Annotated in this window: 26 protein-coding genes; 15 read left to right on the forward strand and 11 right to left on the reverse strand. The window is 33.7% G+C overall.

Annotated elements, in window-relative coordinates; all coding sequences use genetic code 11:
• Positions 1 to 41 precede the first annotated feature (41 nt).
• Entirely contained in the window at positions 42 to 563 is a 522-nt protein-coding gene (locus K5783_RS02995; RefSeq protein ID WP_297472060.1) for a DNA-directed RNA polymerase subunit K, read from the reverse strand.
• Positions 564 to 606: 43 nt separating this feature from the next.
• On the opposite strand from K5783_RS02995, the gene K5783_RS03000 reads away from it, so the two are divergent.
• A complete protein-coding gene (locus K5783_RS03000) occupies positions 607 to 1,002 on the forward strand; it encodes a cyclophilin-like fold protein (RefSeq protein ID WP_297472061.1) in 396 nt (131 codons plus the stop codon).
• On the opposite strand, the gene K5783_RS03005 is transcribed toward K5783_RS03000, so the two are convergent.
• Positions 984 to 1,295: a MarR family transcriptional regulator gene (locus K5783_RS03005; RefSeq protein WP_297472062.1), complete on the reverse strand. Its 312-nt coding sequence runs from the start codon at positions 1,293 to 1,295 to the stop codon at positions 984 to 986. The genes K5783_RS03000 and K5783_RS03005 overlap by 19 nt on opposite strands.
• 115 nt (positions 1,296 to 1,410) lie before the next feature.
• Here K5783_RS03005 and K5783_RS03010 point away from each other — a divergent pair, with 115 nt between their 5' ends.
• Positions 1,411 to 1,623 carry a hypothetical protein gene (locus K5783_RS03010; RefSeq protein ID WP_297472063.1) on the forward strand — a complete coding sequence of 71 codons (213 nt, stop codon included), beginning with the start codon at positions 1,411 to 1,413 and terminating at the stop codon, positions 1,621 to 1,623.
• Positions 1,624 to 1,632: 9 nt separating this feature from the next.
• Here K5783_RS03010 and speY read toward each other — a convergent pair whose 3' ends face one another.
• The gene (speY, locus tag K5783_RS03015) at positions 1,633 to 2,700 is read right to left on the reverse strand and encodes a deoxyhypusine synthase (RefSeq protein WP_297472064.1); all 1,068 of its coding nucleotides are present in this window, start codon (positions 2,698 to 2,700) and stop codon (positions 1,633 to 1,635) included.
• Between the two features lie 110 nt (positions 2,701 to 2,810).
• Between speY and K5783_RS03020 the strand changes: the two genes are divergently transcribed.
• The 3 genes from K5783_RS03020 (at position 2,811) to K5783_RS03030 (ending at position 3,865) form a co-directional block, all read left to right on the forward strand.
• Positions 2,811 to 3,146, forward strand: a complete 336-nt coding sequence (locus K5783_RS03020; protein ID WP_297472065.1) for a hypothetical protein — start codon at positions 2,811 to 2,813, stop codon at positions 3,144 to 3,146.
• An 89-nt stretch (positions 3,147 to 3,235) separates the two neighbouring features.
• Positions 3,236 to 3,538: a hypothetical protein gene (locus K5783_RS03025; RefSeq protein WP_297472066.1), complete on the forward strand. Its 303-nt coding sequence runs from the start codon at positions 3,236 to 3,238 to the stop codon at positions 3,536 to 3,538.
• Positions 3,539 to 3,592: 54 nt separating this feature from the next.
• Positions 3,593 to 3,865, forward strand: a complete 273-nt coding sequence (locus K5783_RS03030; protein ID WP_297472067.1) for a hypothetical protein — start codon at positions 3,593 to 3,595, stop codon at positions 3,863 to 3,865.
• A gap of 32 nt (positions 3,866 to 3,897) precedes the next feature.
• On the opposite strand, the gene K5783_RS03035 is transcribed toward K5783_RS03030, so the two are convergent.
• Positions 3,898 to 4,041: a hypothetical protein gene (locus K5783_RS03035; RefSeq protein WP_297472068.1), complete on the reverse strand. Its 144-nt coding sequence runs from the start codon at positions 4,039 to 4,041 to the stop codon at positions 3,898 to 3,900.
• Positions 4,042 to 4,279: 238 nt separating this feature from the next.
• Between K5783_RS03035 and K5783_RS03040 the strand changes: the two genes are divergently transcribed.
• On the forward strand, positions 4,280 to 4,690 hold the full coding sequence (locus K5783_RS03040; protein WP_297472069.1) for a hypothetical protein: 411 nt from the start codon (positions 4,280 to 4,282) through the stop codon (positions 4,688 to 4,690).
• Between the two features lie 127 nt (positions 4,691 to 4,817).
• The gene (locus K5783_RS03045) at positions 4,818 to 5,969 is read left to right on the forward strand and encodes a malic enzyme-like NAD(P)-binding protein (protein WP_297472070.1); all 1,152 of its coding nucleotides are present in this window, start codon (positions 4,818 to 4,820) and stop codon (positions 5,967 to 5,969) included.
• Positions 5,970 to 5,990: 21 nt separating this feature from the next.
• Here the strand turns inward: K5783_RS03045 and K5783_RS03050 are convergent, their stop codons facing one another.
• On the reverse strand, positions 5,991 to 6,449 hold the full coding sequence (locus K5783_RS03050) for a hypothetical protein (RefSeq protein ID WP_297472071.1): 459 nt from the start codon (positions 6,447 to 6,449) through the stop codon (positions 5,991 to 5,993).
• Positions 6,450 to 6,615: 166 nt separating this feature from the next.
• On the opposite strand from K5783_RS03050, the gene K5783_RS03055 reads away from it, so the two are divergent.
• From K5783_RS03055 to K5783_RS03065, 3 genes are all read left to right on the forward strand, one after another.
• Positions 6,616 to 8,478 (forward strand): threonine--tRNA ligase, encoded by a 1,863-nt coding sequence (locus K5783_RS03055; protein WP_297472072.1) that lies wholly within the window; start codon positions 6,616 to 6,618, stop codon positions 8,476 to 8,478.
• A 3-nt stretch (positions 8,479 to 8,481) separates the two neighbouring features.
• Complete coding sequence (gene speB / locus K5783_RS03060) at positions 8,482 to 9,354, forward strand: agmatinase (protein ID WP_297472073.1); 873 nt, start codon at positions 8,482 to 8,484, stop codon at positions 9,352 to 9,354.
• Positions 9,355 to 9,451: 97 nt separating this feature from the next.
• On the forward strand, positions 9,452 to 10,024 hold the full coding sequence (locus tag K5783_RS03065; RefSeq protein WP_297472074.1) for a CDP-alcohol phosphatidyltransferase family protein: 573 nt from the start codon (positions 9,452 to 9,454) through the stop codon (positions 10,022 to 10,024).
• A gap of 2 nt (positions 10,025 to 10,026) precedes the next feature.
• On the opposite strand, the gene K5783_RS03070 is transcribed toward K5783_RS03065, so the two are convergent.
• The gene (locus K5783_RS03070; RefSeq protein WP_109877128.1) at positions 10,027 to 10,314 is read right to left on the reverse strand and encodes a 30S ribosomal protein S26e; all 288 of its coding nucleotides are present in this window, start codon (positions 10,312 to 10,314) and stop codon (positions 10,027 to 10,029) included.
• A gap of 188 nt (positions 10,315 to 10,502) precedes the next feature.
• Between K5783_RS03070 and K5783_RS03075 the strand changes: the two genes are divergently transcribed.
• Complete coding sequence (locus tag K5783_RS03075) at positions 10,503 to 11,360, forward strand: TrmB family transcriptional regulator (protein WP_297472075.1); 858 nt, start codon at positions 10,503 to 10,505, stop codon at positions 11,358 to 11,360.
• A 40-nt stretch (positions 11,361 to 11,400) separates the two neighbouring features.
• Here the strand turns inward: K5783_RS03075 and K5783_RS03080 are convergent, their stop codons facing one another.
• Complete coding sequence (locus K5783_RS03080) at positions 11,401 to 12,012, reverse strand: hypothetical protein (protein WP_297472076.1); 612 nt, start codon at positions 12,010 to 12,012, stop codon at positions 11,401 to 11,403.
• A gap of 361 nt (positions 12,013 to 12,373) precedes the next feature.
• Between K5783_RS03080 and K5783_RS03085 the strand changes: the two genes are divergently transcribed.
• Positions 12,374 to 13,243, forward strand: coding sequence for a PfkB family carbohydrate kinase (locus K5783_RS03085; protein ID WP_297472077.1), 870 nt, complete (start codon positions 12,374 to 12,376; stop codon positions 13,241 to 13,243).
• Positions 13,244 to 13,288: 45 nt separating this feature from the next.
• Here K5783_RS03085 and K5783_RS03090 read toward each other — a convergent pair whose 3' ends face one another.
• The gene (locus K5783_RS03090; RefSeq protein ID WP_297472078.1) at positions 13,289 to 13,498 is read right to left on the reverse strand and encodes a hypothetical protein; all 210 of its coding nucleotides are present in this window, start codon (positions 13,496 to 13,498) and stop codon (positions 13,289 to 13,291) included.
• 128 nt (positions 13,499 to 13,626) lie between these two features.
• Here K5783_RS03090 and K5783_RS03095 point away from each other — a divergent pair, with 128 nt between their 5' ends.
• Together K5783_RS03095 and K5783_RS03100 are read left to right on the forward strand one after the other, a co-directional pair.
• The gene (locus K5783_RS03095) at positions 13,627 to 13,827 is read left to right on the forward strand and encodes a hypothetical protein (RefSeq protein ID WP_297472079.1); all 201 of its coding nucleotides are present in this window, start codon (positions 13,627 to 13,629) and stop codon (positions 13,825 to 13,827) included.
• A 93-nt stretch (positions 13,828 to 13,920) separates the two neighbouring features.
• Positions 13,921 to 14,919 carry an NAD(+)/NADH kinase gene (locus tag K5783_RS03100; RefSeq protein ID WP_109877333.1) on the forward strand — a complete coding sequence of 333 codons (999 nt, stop codon included), beginning with the start codon at positions 13,921 to 13,923 and terminating at the stop codon, positions 14,917 to 14,919.
• 4 nt (positions 14,920 to 14,923) lie between these two features.
• On the opposite strand, the gene K5783_RS03105 is transcribed toward K5783_RS03100, so the two are convergent.
• Both K5783_RS03105 and pyrG read right to left on the reverse strand, forming a co-directional pair.
• Positions 14,924 to 15,079 (reverse strand): hypothetical protein, encoded by a 156-nt coding sequence (locus tag K5783_RS03105; protein WP_297472080.1) that lies wholly within the window; start codon positions 15,077 to 15,079, stop codon positions 14,924 to 14,926.
• A gap of 72 nt (positions 15,080 to 15,151) precedes the next feature.
• Positions 15,152 to 16,753: a glutamine hydrolyzing CTP synthase gene (pyrG, locus tag K5783_RS03110; RefSeq protein ID WP_297472081.1), complete on the reverse strand. Its 1,602-nt coding sequence runs from the start codon at positions 16,751 to 16,753 to the stop codon at positions 15,152 to 15,154.
• 79 nt (positions 16,754 to 16,832) lie between these two features.
• On the opposite strand from pyrG, the gene K5783_RS03115 reads away from it, so the two are divergent.
• Complete coding sequence (locus K5783_RS03115) at positions 16,833 to 17,645, forward strand: plastocyanin/azurin family copper-binding protein (protein WP_297472082.1); 813 nt, start codon at positions 16,833 to 16,835, stop codon at positions 17,643 to 17,645.
• A gap of 183 nt (positions 17,646 to 17,828) precedes the next feature.
• Here K5783_RS03115 and trpA read toward each other — a convergent pair whose 3' ends face one another.
• Entirely contained in the window at positions 17,829 to 18,632 is an 804-nt protein-coding gene (trpA, locus tag K5783_RS03120; protein ID WP_297472083.1) for a tryptophan synthase subunit alpha, read from the reverse strand.
• Positions 18,633 to 18,866 lie beyond the last annotated feature (234 nt).

An 18,866-nucleotide genomic window follows, 5' to 3' on the forward strand; every position in this document is an offset into this window, starting at 1 on the left:
TCAGCAATTTTTTGTTCTTTTAAGTTTTATCGACCATTGATTCATTTTTCAAAGTAATCAATTGGGATATTTTGAAAATCTCCGTTTGGGAGTACTCTTCGAATTGTAATTGGAATCACTCTCTGTTCAAGTTCCTCCATTGCAATATCTAATGAAATTCTAGCTGTCTTTGGAATTGGAATGAATGGTGGCGCACCTAGTGATAATTGCAAAGCTCTTGCACCCATAATTCTTGCTTTTTCAAATCTTGTAAGAGTTGGAGGGCCGATTGTAATTTTACCTTTTTCACATGGAATTTCTGTTGCTACGTGCTCTTCTACTGTTTCTACAACTTCTCTGCTTTCGATTTCTTTGATTCTCTTTTCAAGATTCTCTTGTTCTTTTTCGCTTAGTGGTTCAAGGCCACCTTTTTTCTCAATTAATTTTCGATAAGTATCAAGCGCTTTGTTTAATCCAGTGTTTTCTTCTGGTAATACTTCAATTTCTTCAGATTCTGTTGATTCTAAAAATGGTTCTTCAGGTTCAGGTGACTCTAACAGTGGTGCTTCTTCGACATCAGACAAGTAACAAAATTTTCTTAAAACGTTATATAATCTAATCATTTTAATGTACGAATTGAGTTCACCTTCAGTTTCAAAAAAACAACTTATTTTAGAAATTCGAGGCAAAGGAAAAATTTCATGTGATCTTAAACGTCACTTGTCTCCTAGAACTGTCGGAATCATAATGAGATCCTTACCGTTAGAGGGAAATGCTCATCTCATGGGACAAAGTATTTTGTATTTTGAAACTAATGTGGATTCTGGAACTGAGAGAGCAAGGTCTGAATTCAAAAAAGGTGATGTTGCATTTTTGCCATCTTCTGGAAGTATCTGCTTTTTCATTAATGATGTATCTTCTGGAAAAACAATGACACCTATTGGCAAATTAGGTGATGATGTTGATATGTTAAAGACTGCAAAATCTGGAGATGTGCTTTGTATCTATGAAGACACTGCTTGATACAAATGATGGCCTGAATAACCGCCAACTCTTTTTACAGTTCCTTTGATTACTGAATTTTTTAGAAATGCATTAGCTGCAGATATTTTGACCCCTGTCTGTCTTGCAAGATCTTGAACTGTAACCACTTTAGAATTTTGAATAATTTTCATTGCTTGTTGTTCATTAACCATAACAATAATCTCTGCTTTTTTTGGGCCACTTTCGCCTTTGTCTTTTTTACTTTTTTTAGTATCTTTAGTTCCTGCCGATTTGTCTTTACTAGCAGCTGTTGGCTTTTTTGCTCCACCCATAAAACTAGAAAAAAATATTCCTCTTATAAACGATGAAGAAAATTATTCTCTTTTAGTTATTAGAAAAATCTTAAACTTTTTTCAAGTATAAATAACATCTTGATTATCATAATCTATGGGTATTGTATCGAAAGGTGCAAAATGTAATGTTGAGGGATGTGACCAAGATGGTGCTCGTTCACTTAATACCGCCAAAGTAGAAAATGCAGGTCTAAGAGTAAATTCCACAGGTAAAAAAACTGTCCTTTGTAAAGAACATTACAAAGAATGGAAAAAAGAATCTAAAGATGATCGTGATCTTGAAAGAGCACGATTTGATAAATTTTAATTTTCTTTGTTAGTTTGTAGGGTTTTTTGAATAGTCGTCTTTGAGTTTCTCATATAATTTATTTAATTTCTTGTAGAGTCTTTTTGGCTCTCTTGTTTTTTGGTTACTTAAAACATACAATGCAAGAATTGGAAATGCAATTGTTGCATCTGTATACACTGTGACCATTCCATGATGTGCATCTTGAACCTTTCCCCAACTCTTTCCTTCTTGGAGTGTTGCACCCGATAATCCTCCTGTATCTGGTCGTGCATCCGTGATTTGAATTACGTAGTCTTGTCCTCCGTCATTTCTTCTGAGAATTTGATCTAAAAGTGGTCCTGTCTGTTGAGCTGTGTTTTTGGGGACTCCTCCACCCAATTCTAAAATTCCTGATTTCTTTGAATCATAAAGAATTGCAGCTTGCTCTATAATTTCTCTTACAAAATCTAGATTGTAAATTTTATCTCTAAGTCTGTGAACTGCTAAATTCAAGGCAAGTGAGGAATCCTTTATTGTAGATATGTATACTGGAACATCATAATCATATGCAGTTGTAATGAAACTTTTTTCAGGATGTTTTGCTTTTTCTTTACTGATTTTTCCCATTAAATTGCAAAACTCTGCAGTTGTGAATGGTTTATCTGGAAAATCATCTCCGAACATTTTTTGAATTAGTTCGTCTTCTGCTTCTAATGTTTCATGAAATTTAATATATACATCTCTGATTCTAACAATTTCGTTCTCATACAATTTCATATCATCTACATCAAAACTTCCTTGTTTTACTGGCAAGCCCCATGCAAAATGATCTTCATGATATACATTTGCACCAGTTGTTATAATCCAGTCTACAAATCCTCGCTCAATTAGCGTTTTAATTATTCCACCAAAACCTACTGGTGTCATCGCTCCTGATACTGTGAGGCAAATCGTTGCATCTTCTTCAATCATTTTAGCATAAAGTTTGGCTGCATCTCCAAGTTGCCTTCCGTTATATCCTGAACTTGCAAAGACATCCACTAAATCTTCTATAGTCATATTCGGATCTAGTTTGATATGAGGTATGTCATTACCATGAAATTTATGCGGGTCCACTTTAACAAACAATTTTTAATTCTAAATAATACTTGCGGAAGGATATTTTGAATAACTTTGATTTAAGATCAAAATATTACTTAATTAGGAATGAACTCAAATAAATCCAAATGAAAATAATTGATTTACATGATCCTAAAAGAGTAGATAGACCTCCTGATGATGTTGAAATTTTACTATCTATGGGCAATTTTGTGCATGATGAATTTTTAATCTCTAAAGTTGAATTGCGACTTTACAATGAGCGATTAGATTCTAAATTGGGGGTTTTTTCTCTAATTACGTCTTTTGTAGAAACTAACAAAGGTTCTATTGAAATGATTTATGATGAAGGATTTAGAGGAGAAAATCCACTAAAACGAGCTACAGAATTTCTAATTTCTAATTTAGGAATATCTGGTTTAATTTTACGCTCAATTATTTCCCTACGAGAAAAAGCTACCTGATTCTAAATTTCATTACTGCCGATTTACTGAGGATTCTTACTGATAAGTTATGCTTGTTCCTTAAGTAGAAATTTCTATTTTCTGCACATATGAAACAAAACACCAAAAAACATTCATTGTTGTTGGCACTACCTGTTCTGACAGCGCTTGTTTTTGGAACTTTGGGAATCACTAGTGCTTTTGCAGAAGATGCGAACATTGGATTGATCCCTGAAAACGTTTCACTAGAAAAAACTGATGCATTTTTAGATGTGTCATCTGAATCCACAATAGACCAAGCTGTAGTTCAATTCAGAGGCGGAACTGATGGATGGTCAATCATTGGCGGACAAGCTTATGATTCTAAAATCGGAATGACCGGAAAAGCTGTTCATCAAGGTAATGGAGTATAGAATGTAAAGTCCATCGCCGAAATTACTGTAGAAAATAGACATGCCACATTAGAATTGAAAGGAAAAGCAGTTGACGGAAAACTTAGGCTGCATGGAACAGGAACATTGGATGGTGGAGATCCTTTCAGAATAATTTTGAGAGGAATCTATGCTCCAATCTATGATCAACCTGGAGATTTTGTACTTGACTGGTCTGTGGCTAAAATACAAAACATGAACAATGGAATTAGAATTCCATTAGCACAAGACGGCATTATTCATGTAAAGCCACTAATGTCTATTGAAGAAATAGGTGATTTAGACAGTGAACTAACCATTGAGGAGTGATTCCTCTTTTTATTTTTCAAATGTATTATGTGTTATTTTATGCAGTGCTCACAAGGAGTGAATTTTTCTTTTATTGCTTGCTCAAGTACGTCTGGAACAAAGTATGTCTTATCTTCTTTTTTGATGTAGTATATTCCACAATCAGGAATCATGGCTGCTAAATGATGCACTTTCATGTCTGATTTATTTCCTAGATATCCCGCTATAGTTTATTCACCAATCTGAAAAATTCGCGATATGTATTATCAAATCCAAAACGAATCATTCTATTGGGATTTGGACTCTTTGTCCTATAAACTAGATGCAAGCAATCCCACTGAATGCCCATAATTGAATTTGTGCTGACTATGTGTCATCATGTAACAAAAGAGATCACTCATTTAGAATTATTTTCCATGATTAATAGAATCACAAATGAATGAAACTACACAAACTCAGATCAACTTGGGTGATTATAACAAGCCACAAGAACAAACCAAAGCTGTGGGGATTGGAAAGATTTTAGGAAAAGTCATCAATATCAAGGATTTCCGAACCAACAGGGGCAAGCCTTCTCCTTACACACCAAAGGATGCAATTGGAGAAGATGGACTGACAGACTATAATGTTATAGATACTTTGGAAACCTTTGAGGTTGACAATCATCTGATTAGTTCCTTTTTTGTAACGCCTGCAATAGTAAAACAAATTCAAAGAGTTCCCAATTATCAATCAGAATTGGCTTCAGGAAAAGTATTTGGGCCCTGCAAGATTGGTCAGAAAAAATCCACAAAAACTAACGCGAACTACTGGTGTCTTCTTTTCCCAGGAGAAGAGGGCTACTAACATTTTTTAAAAATGAAAATTATTTTTAATCCTGTTTACATTTGTGAAAAAAAATTCTAGTGTATAAACAATCAAGAAAATGCACAAACATGATAATGTTCATTAACTTTGGAGTTTAGCCGATTAATTGTTGTCAAAAAAATCTCTCTTGTTACATAAAAAACTAAAGGGAAAAATCCTCATAGATAGTAAAATTTCCAATTTTAAATCAAAAGATTTGAAATTAATCTATACGCCTGGCGTAGCTTCTGTATGTGATGAAATCATTAAGAATCCTAATTCCAAATTTGCTCTTACATCAAAGGGAAATAATATTGCAATAGTTACTGATGGTACTAGATTACTGGGATTAGGTAATGTGGGTGCAGATGCTGCATTGCCTGTAATGGAAGGAAAATCTGTCATATATGGCGAGTATGGAAAAATTAGTGCATTTCCAATTTGTCTTAATACAACTGACAAAAAGAAGATAATTGATACTATACTGGCAATAGAACCTGTTTTTGGCGCAATAAACCTTGAAGATATTGAATCCCCAAAAGTATTGGAAATATACAAAGAATTAGAAAAACGATTAGAAATTCCAGTGTTTCATGATGATGGGCAAGGAACAGCCATAGTTACATTGGCAGGATTGATCAACGCTGTCAAAGTAGTAAAAAAGAACTTTTCAGAAATCAAAATTGTACTTGTTGGGGCAGGTTCAGCAGGATATTACATTGGAAAATTATTACACTTTGCAGGATGTAAAAATATCATTTTGTTAGATTCAGGTGGCGTGGTGTCTCAAAATAGAAAATCCAATATGACAAAATACAAAAAAGAAATTGCAAAATTGACAAACCCAAAAGAAAAAGGAAACCTGTCTGATGTAATTAAAAATGCAGATGTCTTTATTGGTGTATCTGGAATTAAGGATTTACTTAAACCAGAAATGATTAAAACTATGAATAAAAATCCCATAATCTTTGCTCTTACTAATCCTGATCCTGAAATAACTCCCTCTATCGCAAAAAATGCTGGAGCCAAAATTATTGCCACTGGTAGTTTTACATACAAAAATAAAATAAACAATGCAATAGTTTTCCCATATTTGATGCGAGCAATACTGGATTTAAAAATACAAAAAATAACTATGAATATTCTTTATAGTACTGCATTGGCTATTGCAAAAACTATTCCCGACAAGAAACTATCTTCAATAAACATAATTCCAACAATAGAAAACAAGGAATTACAAAAAAACATCATGAATTCTCTGAAAAATTTAAAATCTTAAATTTTTGTTATTTTTTAATAATTAATTATCTTTGTTAACATTGGAAAATTTTGTAAATTTGTTTATTTCAAATAATGTTTTTGAATATGAATCCATTAGAATTTTCATATACTCTTCATAAGACTCAATTGCGGATATGCGTATTTGAACATAGGATTTTAGAAAATTAGTTGATATGTCTATTTGTGTGTTATAGTTTTCTGACATAGTTTTCCAGAAATTATTGATTGTTTTTAGTGTGATTTGATCCAGGCCCAATTTATCAAAAAACTGTTTTTCTGAAATATAACACGTTCCAAACAGATCATCAAACATTTCAAGATATTTTGTATATAAATCCGAATAAAGTTGCATGTATGTAGGAACTTCAGTTTCCATTTTGTGAATCATCATAGACGTATTATTTTTCATGATGTCGCATACTGAAACTTTTGGAGTCTCAATGGCTGATTCTTGTTTTACACTATTTTGGGTGATCATAACATCTGCCTTGCTCTACTGTGATTTTCTTTCTTTGAATCATGAATTGTCTCCTTTTCGTATATGTAATATTTAAGATACTGTGTATTTTTTTAACATCGACATGGGTGTGGGAATTCTTTCCCACATGCTAAGGATTTTAAAGTGAACCCATCATCTCCCAACTATGCGTATATTGCAACTACATTGTGATAGCATTGAGTATACTCCTACAAAAAAGGAGATCAAATCAGCTGAAGAAATTGAAAACCCACAAACTCAAAGACTAGAAGAATTAGTAGTTGCTTTTGTTGCAATCGAAGATGGCGATGATTCTTCTGTTGCTCTAGATGCTATTTCTCAGATTAAAAATTCTATGGAAAAAATTGGATGCAAAAAATTACTGCTGTATCCATATGCTCACTTGAGCTCCAATCTTGCAAAACCATCTGTTGCCATTGCATTATTACAAGAAATGGAAGACACTGCATCTGATCTTGATGTGTCTCATTCTCCTTTTGGATGGACGAAATCTTACAAGTTGCAGGTAAAGGGACATCCGTTAGCTGAAAGTTCCAAAGTTATAACAAAAGATTCTTCATCAAAAACTGAAGAACTAACTTCGGATGCACTGAAAGGTGAATCTAAAATTCGTTCAATATGGAAGATAATGTCTCCTGATGGAACAATGTCTAACATAGGAGATTTTGACTTTTCAAATTATAAAAAACTAGAATCTTTAGCTAAATACGAATCTGCGAAACAGCGCAATGTGGATGAACCTCCACCACATGTTGCATTGATGAAAAAAATGGGTATTGCAGATTATGAACCCGCGTCTGACTCTGGCAATATGAGATTTTATCCAAATGGCAGATTGATAAAATCTTTGATTGAACGATATGTTACTGACAGAGTTAAAGAGTATGGTGGATATGAAGTTGAAACGCCAATCATGTATGACTCTGAGCATCCAAGTATGGTTAGCTACTTTAATCGATTTCCTGCAAGACAATACAATATTGATTCCGAGGGCAAAAAATTATTTTTAAGATTTGCAGCTTGTTTCGGACAATTTCTTATGGCAAATCAGTTCCAACTGTCTTACAAGAACCTACCTTACAGACTTTACGAGCTTACTAGATACAGCTTTAGAAGAGAGCAATCAGGGGAACTTGTAGGTCTCAGACGTCTTAGGGCATTTACTATGCCTGATTGCCACGCATTTTGTAAAGACATGGAACAAGCAGTTGATGAAATTAAGACCCGATTTGATTTATCACAAAGTGTTCTGTCTGAACTTGGAATTAATGAATCTGATTATGACATGGCAATTAGATTTACTGAAGATTTTTACAATGAAAATAAATCTTCCATTGAGGAATTAGTCAAGAAACATGGAAAACCAGTTCTAGTTGAAATGTGGAAAGAAAAATTCTTTTATTTTGTTCTAAAGTGGGAGTTTAACTTTGTTGATGGACTTGGAAAGGCATCTGCTCTGTCTACAGATCAAATCGATGTGGAAAATGGTGAAAGATATGGCATTGAATTTGTTGATGAAAATAACACTGCGCAGCATCCCATTATTTTACATAATTCCCCTAGTGGCGCAATTGAGCGAATTATCTATGTATTACTGGAAAAGGCTGCAAAAGATTCCAAGGAAGGAAGAAAACCCCAATTTCCACTGTGGTTGGCCCCCACACAAGTAAGAATAATCCCATTAAATGCAGAATTTAATGACTATTGTAAATCATTAACAGAAAAAATATCAATTAATAATGTTCGAGTGGATATTGATGATAGAAATGAAAGTATTGGAAAAAGAATTCGTGAAGCAGAAAAAGAATGGATTAGATACATTTTGGTAATTGGTGAAAAAGAAACAAATTCTCAAAATCTAAGTATTCGTGATAGACATACAGGTACTGTTAGAGAACTGTCATTTGATGATTTCTTAAACGAAATAAATGAGCAAACTAGAGGAAAACCTTTCACAGGTTTGAATTTGCCGAAATATCTCTCAAAGAGACCGCAACTGATGGTGTAAAAAATGAGTTTTTTTGATTTATACATGAATAGGAATCCGCTGATTACGTCGTCTGATGATGACACTGAACCTGTAGCTACCGTCTTTGGTGTTCCGTTCGACTCGACTCACTCTTACAAACCTGGTTGTAGATTTGGACCTGACGCAATTCGTGATTCTTTTAACAACATCGAGATATTTCATCCTGATTTAGGAGTTAACTTAGAAACTGTAAACATTGATGATCTTGGTAATACTCGTCATACTGTTGTCGCATCTGAAATGATTGACATGGTCAAGAAAATTACAACAGAACTTGTTGCAAAACAACGTCAACTCTTCATTCTGGGTGGTGAACACTCTATCACTTATGGTACTTACACAAGTTTTCCAAAAGAGACAGGATATGTTGTGTTTGATGCTCATTATGATTTACGTGATGAGTTTGCGGATATCAAATTAAGCCATGCATCATATCTTAGACGGGTAGTTGAGGAGAGGGGCTCTGAAAACATTTTGCATGTTGGTGCTAGAGCCTTTGTAAAAGAAGAATTGGAGTTTCTTAAAGAAAATAATATCAAAACAATTTCTGACAGGGAAATTAGGGATGGAAAAGGCCCTCAATTACTAAAAGATTATGTGTCTACTTTTGATACCCTATATTCTAGTTTTGATCTTGATGTGCTTGATCCTGCGTTTGCCCCAGGTGTAGGAAATCCTGAAGCCGTTGGCATTACATCTAGGGAGTTGTTTGATATGATTCATTCATTTTCAGAAACAAAGGTAATTGGTGTGGATGTTGTAGAACTAAATCCATACCATGATAATGGATCAACTGCATCACTTGCTGCAAAAATAATCTCTACATTAATTGCCATGAATCTTTCACCTAATTAACAAAATATTCTTTTTCATGAATTCATTAAATTTGACTCTAGATTGCTTCATTTTTGGTGCTATTGCCTTTATTAGCTAGTGGCGTTGGGATTATCACGTGCTAAATAATCTTCGTGAAACACTTAGACCTACACTTGAAAAAATTGGAAAAGGATTTGCATCTACAGGATTGTCTCCAAATTTTTGGACAGTTATTGGCCTTGCATTTGCGTTGATATCTGCTGTAATTTACGGTATTGGAATTGAATACGGATTAATTCTAGGTGGGGTACTGTTACTTGTTTCAGGATTCTTTGATATGGTGGATGGTCAGGTAGCAAGAGTTACTGGTAAGACATCAAAAAAAGGATCTTATCTTGATTCTATGTTTGATAAAATATCTGAAGTTGCAATATTCTTGGGAATTCTGATTGGAGGATATGCAGAGCCTTATCTCGTTTTACTTGCAATCACTCTGTCATTATTGGTAAGCTATGCTAGAGCAAAATCTGATGCTATAAACATAAAACTTCAAGGAATAGGAATTGGTGAAAGAGCTGAGCGATTATTAGTAATTTCAATTGTTGGAATTATTGGTTTTATGGATATTGCGGTTGTAATTGTAGTGATTATTGCTGGTATAACTTTAATCCAAAGAATGATTGTTACTGCTAAAAACATCCATGAATAATACTAACGTAGTTTTCCACGTTTTCTTCTACTGTCTTCTGATCTAATTTTAAGAATTTTAAAATGAATTGCACATGAAATACAATACCATTTCAAGACTGTTGGAGATGCAATGTAAGCCCCCTGTGCCCGTAATTCTTTAGCTAATGTATGTTCCACCAAATTTAATCTGGATGTGACTTTTTTTGCTTTGTCTTTAGGAACTGTTTGACCGCAGTTTGTACATTGGACTGTACCTGATGATCCTTTTCCTCCTTTGGTACGTCCTCTACTTGCACGCTTAAGTGGCATGAGGATAAACAATTTTGCCTACTTATAATCTTGTGGACAAAAGGTTCTGTTGGGTTGTCGAATTCAATCAGTATATCTCTCACGAATACTGATTTTGTACCTGTTTCCTAGATTTCATATGGCAGAATCCACGGTTGATCATTTTGATCACCTTGATTGGTATTAATACAAAAATCATACTAGAATCAATGCAACAGCAAGATTTAGATCCTAAAAATTTTAGAAAGAATGAACTTGGCATAATTGAGCATGTAAATGATGTTAGTTTGGAATTTTCATCAATGCTGGGATTGGAGTTTCAGGCAGGACAAATTTACATGACTTTGCTGAGGGTGGGGCCCACTACGACTGGGGCATTGGCAAAAGAGATGAAAATTGACCGAAACAAAATCTATCGTGTAATCGAAGATCTTGTAAGTGCTGGTTTTGTTTCAATGACGATATCTAGCCCAAAATTATGTATTCCAACAGATCCTGAAAATGCGATTGAACTAGTCTTAAATAAAAAGAAAAAAGAGATAGACAAAATTAACAAATTCAAAAAAGAGATGATTCAAAAAATTGACGGCGTCATAACTGCACCATTTGGCACTTCAATTCCTACATTTCGTGTGATTCAAGGATTGAACAATGTTTATTCTAGTATTGGTATTTCCATTGAAAATTCTAGTGATGTGGTCTACATTGTTACCTCTATCAAAGACATTATTCGAATGTATCATAGTGACATCCCTGAAAAAATCAAAATATGTACAAAAAATGGTGGCAAAGTTTTTGTAATAACAAACTCTGATGAGAAAAAAATGTTGTCATACATTAAACGTCTTAATGCAACTGAAGTAAAAATTGGTAAACTTCCGTCAAATGGAAGAATATTGGCATTTGAAAATAAACAAATGTTTATGTCGGATTCTACCAATGTTAATGACTTTATGGATGAAAGCTCAGATATCTCATTATGTACTGATGCAACTGAAATGACTCATAATATTACAAAACTATGTCAATTTTTATGGGAAGTATCAACACCAATAAATTTAAAATAATTCTTCATATGAAAGTAAGATTGACTTTAATTCGATGATTTTATGTTAACTCTTCAACTGACACACTGATGTTAAGTAAATCTGAGATTGCAGTTGCGTTTGTAGTGGAAATTAATTGATTCGTAATAATTCCGTTGGCTGGAATGGATGACGTAGTTGTACATGCTGGGGTGCTACCGGCAGATGGATTGAATATTCCGATCGGCCCTTCAATTACTAGACATACTTCATACGAATGTGAATTAAGCGGATCTTCATTTCCGACTGAAAAATTTATCGCATCTGTCTCTATCACTCCGTTTACTGCAACTTCTTGAATGAAATCAATTGACGTAATATTGACACTAGGGGCGGGAACTTCTACATTATCGCTAGCGCCAATTAGATTGAATGAAAGAGGTGTTGAAATAGTAGCTCCGAAAGCCAAAGTCGATGTTGTTAAAATGGCAATTCCTATAATTGCAGTTATTGCTGTACTATTCATGATTTCTCCTAAAAATTTTTCTCGACGTATTGCCTCTGTTGTTTTTGATATTTTCAAATTTGTTCCAATAGGGAGTTTTACAGCTAGCACATCGTAATGGTTTATCATCAAACCTGGACAACCATTCATGTTCACAAATATCGCATTTCCACACCGGTTTTGTACCAAGCCCCATTACTAATGGTGTACACTATTTGAAATTAAACCGTGTTCTGCTTAAATTGAGCATATTTTTTTTACATTTGATATTGGTCACTAATATTGCATCTGAATTGATTCCAAAATGTGGATTTCTGTAATAATATGAATGGGAAAAATATGGAATTGCTAAATTTTACATAATTCAACCAAAAAAGATCTTGTTTTAATTCTAGTTGATTAATTTAAAATGTAATAATGCGTGGGCTTTGTCATAATTGCTTTCGGTCTGGTGTTGACCTTGTAATAGAAAAGGGCACCATTCTTTGTAAAGATTGTAATGACAAAAAAAATGCAAAAAACTAAATCTCTAGTCTCTAAAATAAAAAAAATGAAACTAGCCATATTTGCTCATTGTGCGATTGATACAATATCTATTGGTGATTCCAAATATGAACAAATTGGAGGTTCATCCTGTTACTGTGGAATCACTGCAAGGCAATTGAAATTTGATGTTGATCTTTTTACAAAATTCGGCCCTGACTTTCCTAAACAATATCTTGTTGAAAACAAAATAAATTTCATAAATTCTGAATCAGAAAAGAATACCACTAAATTTCTTATTTCAATTGATGGTTCCAATAGAACACTGCAACTTGAAAATGAGTGTGATCCTATAGATTACTCCAAAATAGATGCTGATGGGCATATTGTCAGTCCCATATTCCATGAAGTCTCTCAAGATGTTCTCAAAAAAATTAAAGACGACTCAAATTTTCTTTTTATTGATCCTCAGGGATTTTTGAGACAAAAAGATGCTCAAAATAATATTTTCTTACAAAAAACTGAACTTGATTTGTCAAATGTGAATGCAATTAAAATTAATCCTGAGGAAGGTGGATGTCTTGTTAATGGTTCTCATGATGAAATGATGTTGTCTTTACAAAAAAAAGGAGTTCAATATGTTCTTCTTACAAATAAGACCGATGTATCTCTTTTGGTAAAAGATAAAATTTATTCAATCACACTTCCAAACAAGAACATTCATGACACAACTGGAATCGGGGATATTTTTTGTTCTGCATTCACATGTACAATGTTAAAGGAAAAAGATTTTTTATGGGCTCTGTCTTTTGCCGGCGGAGCAGCTCAGGCTGCACTTGATTCAAAAAATATGGGATTGCAAAAAATCCCTCAAAAGGGAACAATTCAAAACAACGCATCGTATTTTTACAATTTAATAAAATTCAGAGATTTATAGCTCTCATAATTTTTTAAAAACTATTCTTTTTTTATAATGCTGTTTTTACGGATTTAGATTTTTAAAATCTAGACATTTGGAATCATATTCGTCCAAGTATCGTGGTTTTTTAGTTAAACTGTCTTCAACCCAAATTTCACACGTTTCAACATCTATGAATTTTTTATCTGAATCGTTGCTGGCAAATTGTACTATTAAAATTCCTAAAAGTATGACAATCAAAATTATCGGTAATTTTTTTGAAGCAATATCCATAAATCTGATTTGAAAATTTTCAAACTTAAGCCTATTGTTTTGAAATTATCTTGTAGGACATTATTTTCATGATGTAACTTAAAATCAACAAAGACAAATATTCAACAATCCTTTAATTTATTCAAAGCATGGATGGTCCATCAGAAATCAATTCTGTATACTGGGATGAACATACCAAGTCTTGGCAATACAAGATTGTCAAAGTTGAGGAATATCATGGATTTGTAGAATGCCAGCATTGCAGAAAACCTATGTCTCATAATGTGAAATCTGATGGCGAATTCAAAGTAATCTATGTTAAATGTGGATGCACTAGAGATGGCCGATAACCCGTAAATTCCAATTGGCTGTTTCTGACATACAAAATTTTACGCACAAAATACCAAATATTCTTTTATTATACTGAATTGATTGTTTCTTCTGTGCAAATAGGAATATACGGTTCTGGAACTGCAGAAAATGCAGCAAAGATAATCAAAAAAATTTTAGATGAAAATGCCATTAAATCATTTCCTATAACAAAATCAAAAACAAAACCTGCTGACTGCGTTATTGTTTTGGGGGGAGATAAGGGTGTGAGAAATTATTTTCATAGGACATTTGATTCCACTTCCCCTGTGTTGGGTATCAGTGAAGGAGAAGCAAGCGGATTCTTAGCACAGATTGAACTTAGGGAATTTTCATCATTTGTTGGTATTTTAAAAAAACAAAATTATACAGTTGAAGAAGTTCCGCGGCTTGGAGTCAAAATTGATGGGAAAAGTGTATACCCGGTTCTAAATGATGTTGCGGTATTTTCATCAAAGAGTGCCATGTTAATGGAGCATTCGTTGAGAGTGAATGGTGAGGAAGTGTGGCATGATAATAGCGATGGAATTATTGTATCCACTCCAATTGGTTCTTCTGCATATTCAATGTCTGCAGGTGGACCTGTTCTATTTCAAGATTCAGCAGTATTTGAAATAATTTCTGTCAATTCACTTGATGTCACAAGAAGACCAATCATTGTATCTAATGAAAGCCTGATTGAAATTGATGATGTCTCTGCAAGAATACATTGTGAAGCTATACTTGATGGTCTAGATAGATTCAAGGTGAACAAAACTGTCGAATGTACTCAATTTTTCCCTCCAGCTAAAATTATTCGTCTAAAAAAAGATTCTACGGCAATCTCTGCACTTGCTAAGAAAGTTCATTTGGCCGAAGAATTACTCAGCATGCCACCAAGCTCAAAATTACTGTTGAAAACATTAGAATATGAAGGCGCATTAACCCAAAAGGATCTTGTAAACAAGACATTGCTTCCTGACAGAACTGTTCGATTGGCATTAAGCCATCTATTGAAAAAAGGATATGTGAAAAAGAAAGTCTCCATTCGAGATGCTAGGCAGAAAATTTACCAAATATCTAAAATTGAATGATCATTCAAGAATCTTCTCTGGAAATTTTTTTTGTATGTGAAGTGTCATTTTCTACTGCTTCATCAATTCGTTTCTGAATATTTTTCTTAAAACAGTCATCAGAACAACAATCTTTTACACCTATCTCGTATACTTTACCGCATTCCTTACATTCTGTCAAAACTTACAAAAACTTGATTTTTTAAGTATATAGTGAAAACTGTCATTTCCCATAATTGGGATTCAAAATTCCCTATTTCTCAGATGCAGCCTTTACAAACGCCGCAAAAACTTCTTCCGGAAATCCCGGCCTGCTGTTGAACTCTGGATGGAATTGAACTCCGATATAGAATCTATGTGATGGAATTTCTAACATTTCCATTCTTTTTCCTCCGTCACTTTCTGCAGAAAATATCAATCCATTTTTCTCAAATTCTGGTATGTATTTTTTGTTTATTTCATATCTGTGTCTGTGTCTTTTATTTATGGAACCTGCGTTGTAAATTTTATGCGCCTTTGTGTTTTCTTTGATTATTATTTCATTTGCTCCTAATCTGAGTGATCCTCCCATGTCTGAAACATCTTTTTGTTCTGGAAGCAAATCCACTATTGGATTTTTTGCATCCGTCTTTATCTCAGTAGAATTTGCATCGTCTAATTTCAAAACATTTCTGCCAAATGCAATTGCTGCTAATTGAAATCCAAAACAAATACCAAGATATGGTATGTTTTTTTCCCGTGCAAAGTTTGCAGTATTAATTATTTCTTCAGAGCCTCTTGTACCAAATCCTCCTGGAACCAAAATCCCGTCATATTTTGTTAGTATGTTGTAGTCGGAAATTGACTCAGAATCTATCCAGTCTATATCTACTGATTTTCCAATTTTTGCACCTGCATGCTTTAATGCATGATTTACGCTAACATAACTATCTGCAAGTGTGACATATTTTCCCACCATTGCAATCTTTACTTTTTGGTCTTCATGATTTACCATGTTCTGGGCAATCTCATTCCATTTGTCCCAGTTAGCTGAAGCGTTAACCATTCCAACCTTACCAAATTTGGTAAATATGGAATCCATAATTCCTTGATCATACAGCATTTGTGGAACTTCAAATATTGAATTTGCATCATGACACGATAAAACATCATTTGGCATTACATTTGTAAACATTGCAATTTTCTTCTTCGTTTTTTCTTCTAACGGTAATGTACATCTGACTGCTAAAAAATCCGGCTGAATACCAATTCTTCGGAGTTCTTGTACGCTGTGTTGCGTAGGTTTTGTTTTTTGCTCTCCTACTACATCTAATGATGGTGCTAATGTTACATGAACAAAGATTACTCCTTGTGGCCCCTCCTCCACTCTTAATTGTCTGAGTGCTTCCAAAAATGGCAGAGATTCAATATCTCCTACTGTTCCGCCACATTCTACAATCAAAAAATCAAGTTTTTCTTCTTCAGCAATCTTTCTAATTCTATTTTTTATCTCATCCGTTACATGAGGAATTATTTGTACACATGCTCCCAGATATTCTCCTCTTCTTTCTGCCTCGATTACTGACGAGTATACTTGTGCGGTAGTAATATTGTGACTTTTTGGAATATTTTGATTTAGGAATCTTTCATAATTTCCAATATCCATATCGCATTCTCCTCCATCTTCTGTTACAAAGACTTCTCCGTGTGCAATTGGATTCATTGTCCCTGCATCATAGTTGAGATACGGATCTATCTTGATACATGATACTTTCTGGTCAGCTAATTGTAATAATTTTGCAATTGAGGAGGTAGTTACGCCCTTTCCAAGACCCGACATCACACCGCCTGTAACAAAAATGAACTTTGTCTGCACATTAATGAAACGAGTATCTGGTTTTTGTATGTTTTGTCGATCAAAATAGTTGAAATAGGAGTTTGTAGTTTGTTATTCTATGAGGTTCACTCTTGTTTTACCAGTGTTGTTTATACTGATTCTTGGTTCATCCACTCTTGCTTTTGCCGCATCCACATATGAAATCAAGATTCCTTCTGGTGCATCTGATCCTGGCGCTCCATTCTTTTGGTCAGAAAAATCGACTGGTGTGACAACTGGTGTCATTACGATTTACCCTGGAGACTCTGTTACGTGGAAAAACGCTGACACTGCATTTCATACAATTACCTCTGTAACTCAGTCCGGTGAAGAAAATGGTCTTTTTGATAGTGGTTTTTTTACTGCAGGTGATTCATACACTAGAGAATTTACAGAGCTAGGTGATTTTTATTATTACTGTAGTCTTCATCCTTGGATGAACGGGGTAGTTCATGTAGTAAAGAATCCCGGCAGTGTACAATCTATTTCTCGTGTAGCCTCGGGATACAGTGATGATGGATTGGGATTTGAAATAAAATACATTTTAGACACTAATCTTGCAAATGCTGTACATGTTGATCCTAATGGACGTTCTTTGACATTCACTATTACAGGCGATACTGAAAATGAACAAATAACTATAATTTTGCCACCTACATTAATTGAAAATCCTGATACTGTTTGGGTGGATGGAGAATTGGCAGAAATTCAAATTGAAGAAACTGCAACAGGCTCTAAATTAATAATCCCAATAAAACCTCATTCAAAAGAAATCAAAGTTATGGGCTCTTATGTTATTCCGGAATTTGGATTTTTGACAATGGCTATTCTAAGTATTGGTGTTTTTTCAACTTTGTTTGTTGTTCGATCAAAATTGTCAATTGTTAAGTAATTACACAATCGTACAGAAATTATTCCTTTTTTAAACAAGTTTTAGAAATTCTTGTAGAACTTTTTTTATTTTTCTTTGTGTGTATATTATTGAAGACATTCTAGTTTGGTGGTCATAACTGAAATGAAGTTCCCCCCTCCATGCATGTAAAATACTTGACCACCATCTTTGACGGTTTGATAATTACTTGAGAAGTGTTTGTTTTTTGAGCTTTTTTGTAAACGCTGCTATCGTTGATTCTAATTTGTTTTGAGGAGTATTTTCAATTAATTTCAAATATGCACTGCCCACAATTACTGCATCTGCACCTGCGTTGATGTATTTTCTCACATCATCTGGTGTTGAAACTCCAAATCCCACACCTATAGGGATTTTGCCACCTGTTTGTTTTTTAACATCTTTAATTGCTTTTAATGTATAATTTTTTATTCCTGTTTTGATACCTGTCGTACCATAAACTGCTACAAGATACAAAAATCCTGTGGATATTTTTGAAATCTTTTCTATTCTTTTTTTTGTAGTATTTGGAGATATTAAAAATACTGTGTCTGCATTGTTTTTGGCAGCATGTATGTATTCTTTTGACTCTTCAATTGACATGTCCGGAAGAATGAATCCATCAATTCCTGCATTTTTTGCATCTTTGATAAATTTTGAATATCCTTTATGATACAAAATATTTGTATATGTCATTAACACTAGTGGTATGCCTGTCTCTTTTCTTATTTTTTTAACAAGTGTAAAAAATTTATTTATTTTAGCTCCTTTTTGAAGTGATACAGTACTTGCATTCTGAATAACAGGTCCATCAGCTAGAGGATCTGAAAATGGAAATCCTAACTCTATGATGTCTGCTCCACCTTTGACAAGACCTCTTACTGTTGAAATTGTGGCCTTTTCATTAGGAAATCCTGCCATGATATATGAAATCAGGGCTTTTTGATTTTTCTTCTCTAATTCCATAAATTTTTCTTTAATCTTTGACATTTACTTGGCCTTGCTTGGTTTGATTATCTCATTTAATAAAAACTGTTTTGAACTATTCAATTATTTTGTTTTCAAATCTGATGAGATGCAGTTTAAAATTATGGACAATTTCTAATTCTCATTTATGCTATTAGTACCTGAAAATAAAATTATTAAAAATAAAAAACAAGGATTCAAAAGATTATTTCTTTTTTGAAGCCTTTGTTGTTTTTTTTGCTGTTGTTTTTTTTGCTG

The organism is Nitrosopumilus sp. (genome assembly GCF_025699125.1).
Classification (GTDB): Archaea; Thermoproteota; Nitrososphaeria; order Nitrososphaerales; family Nitrosopumilaceae; genus Nitrosopumilus.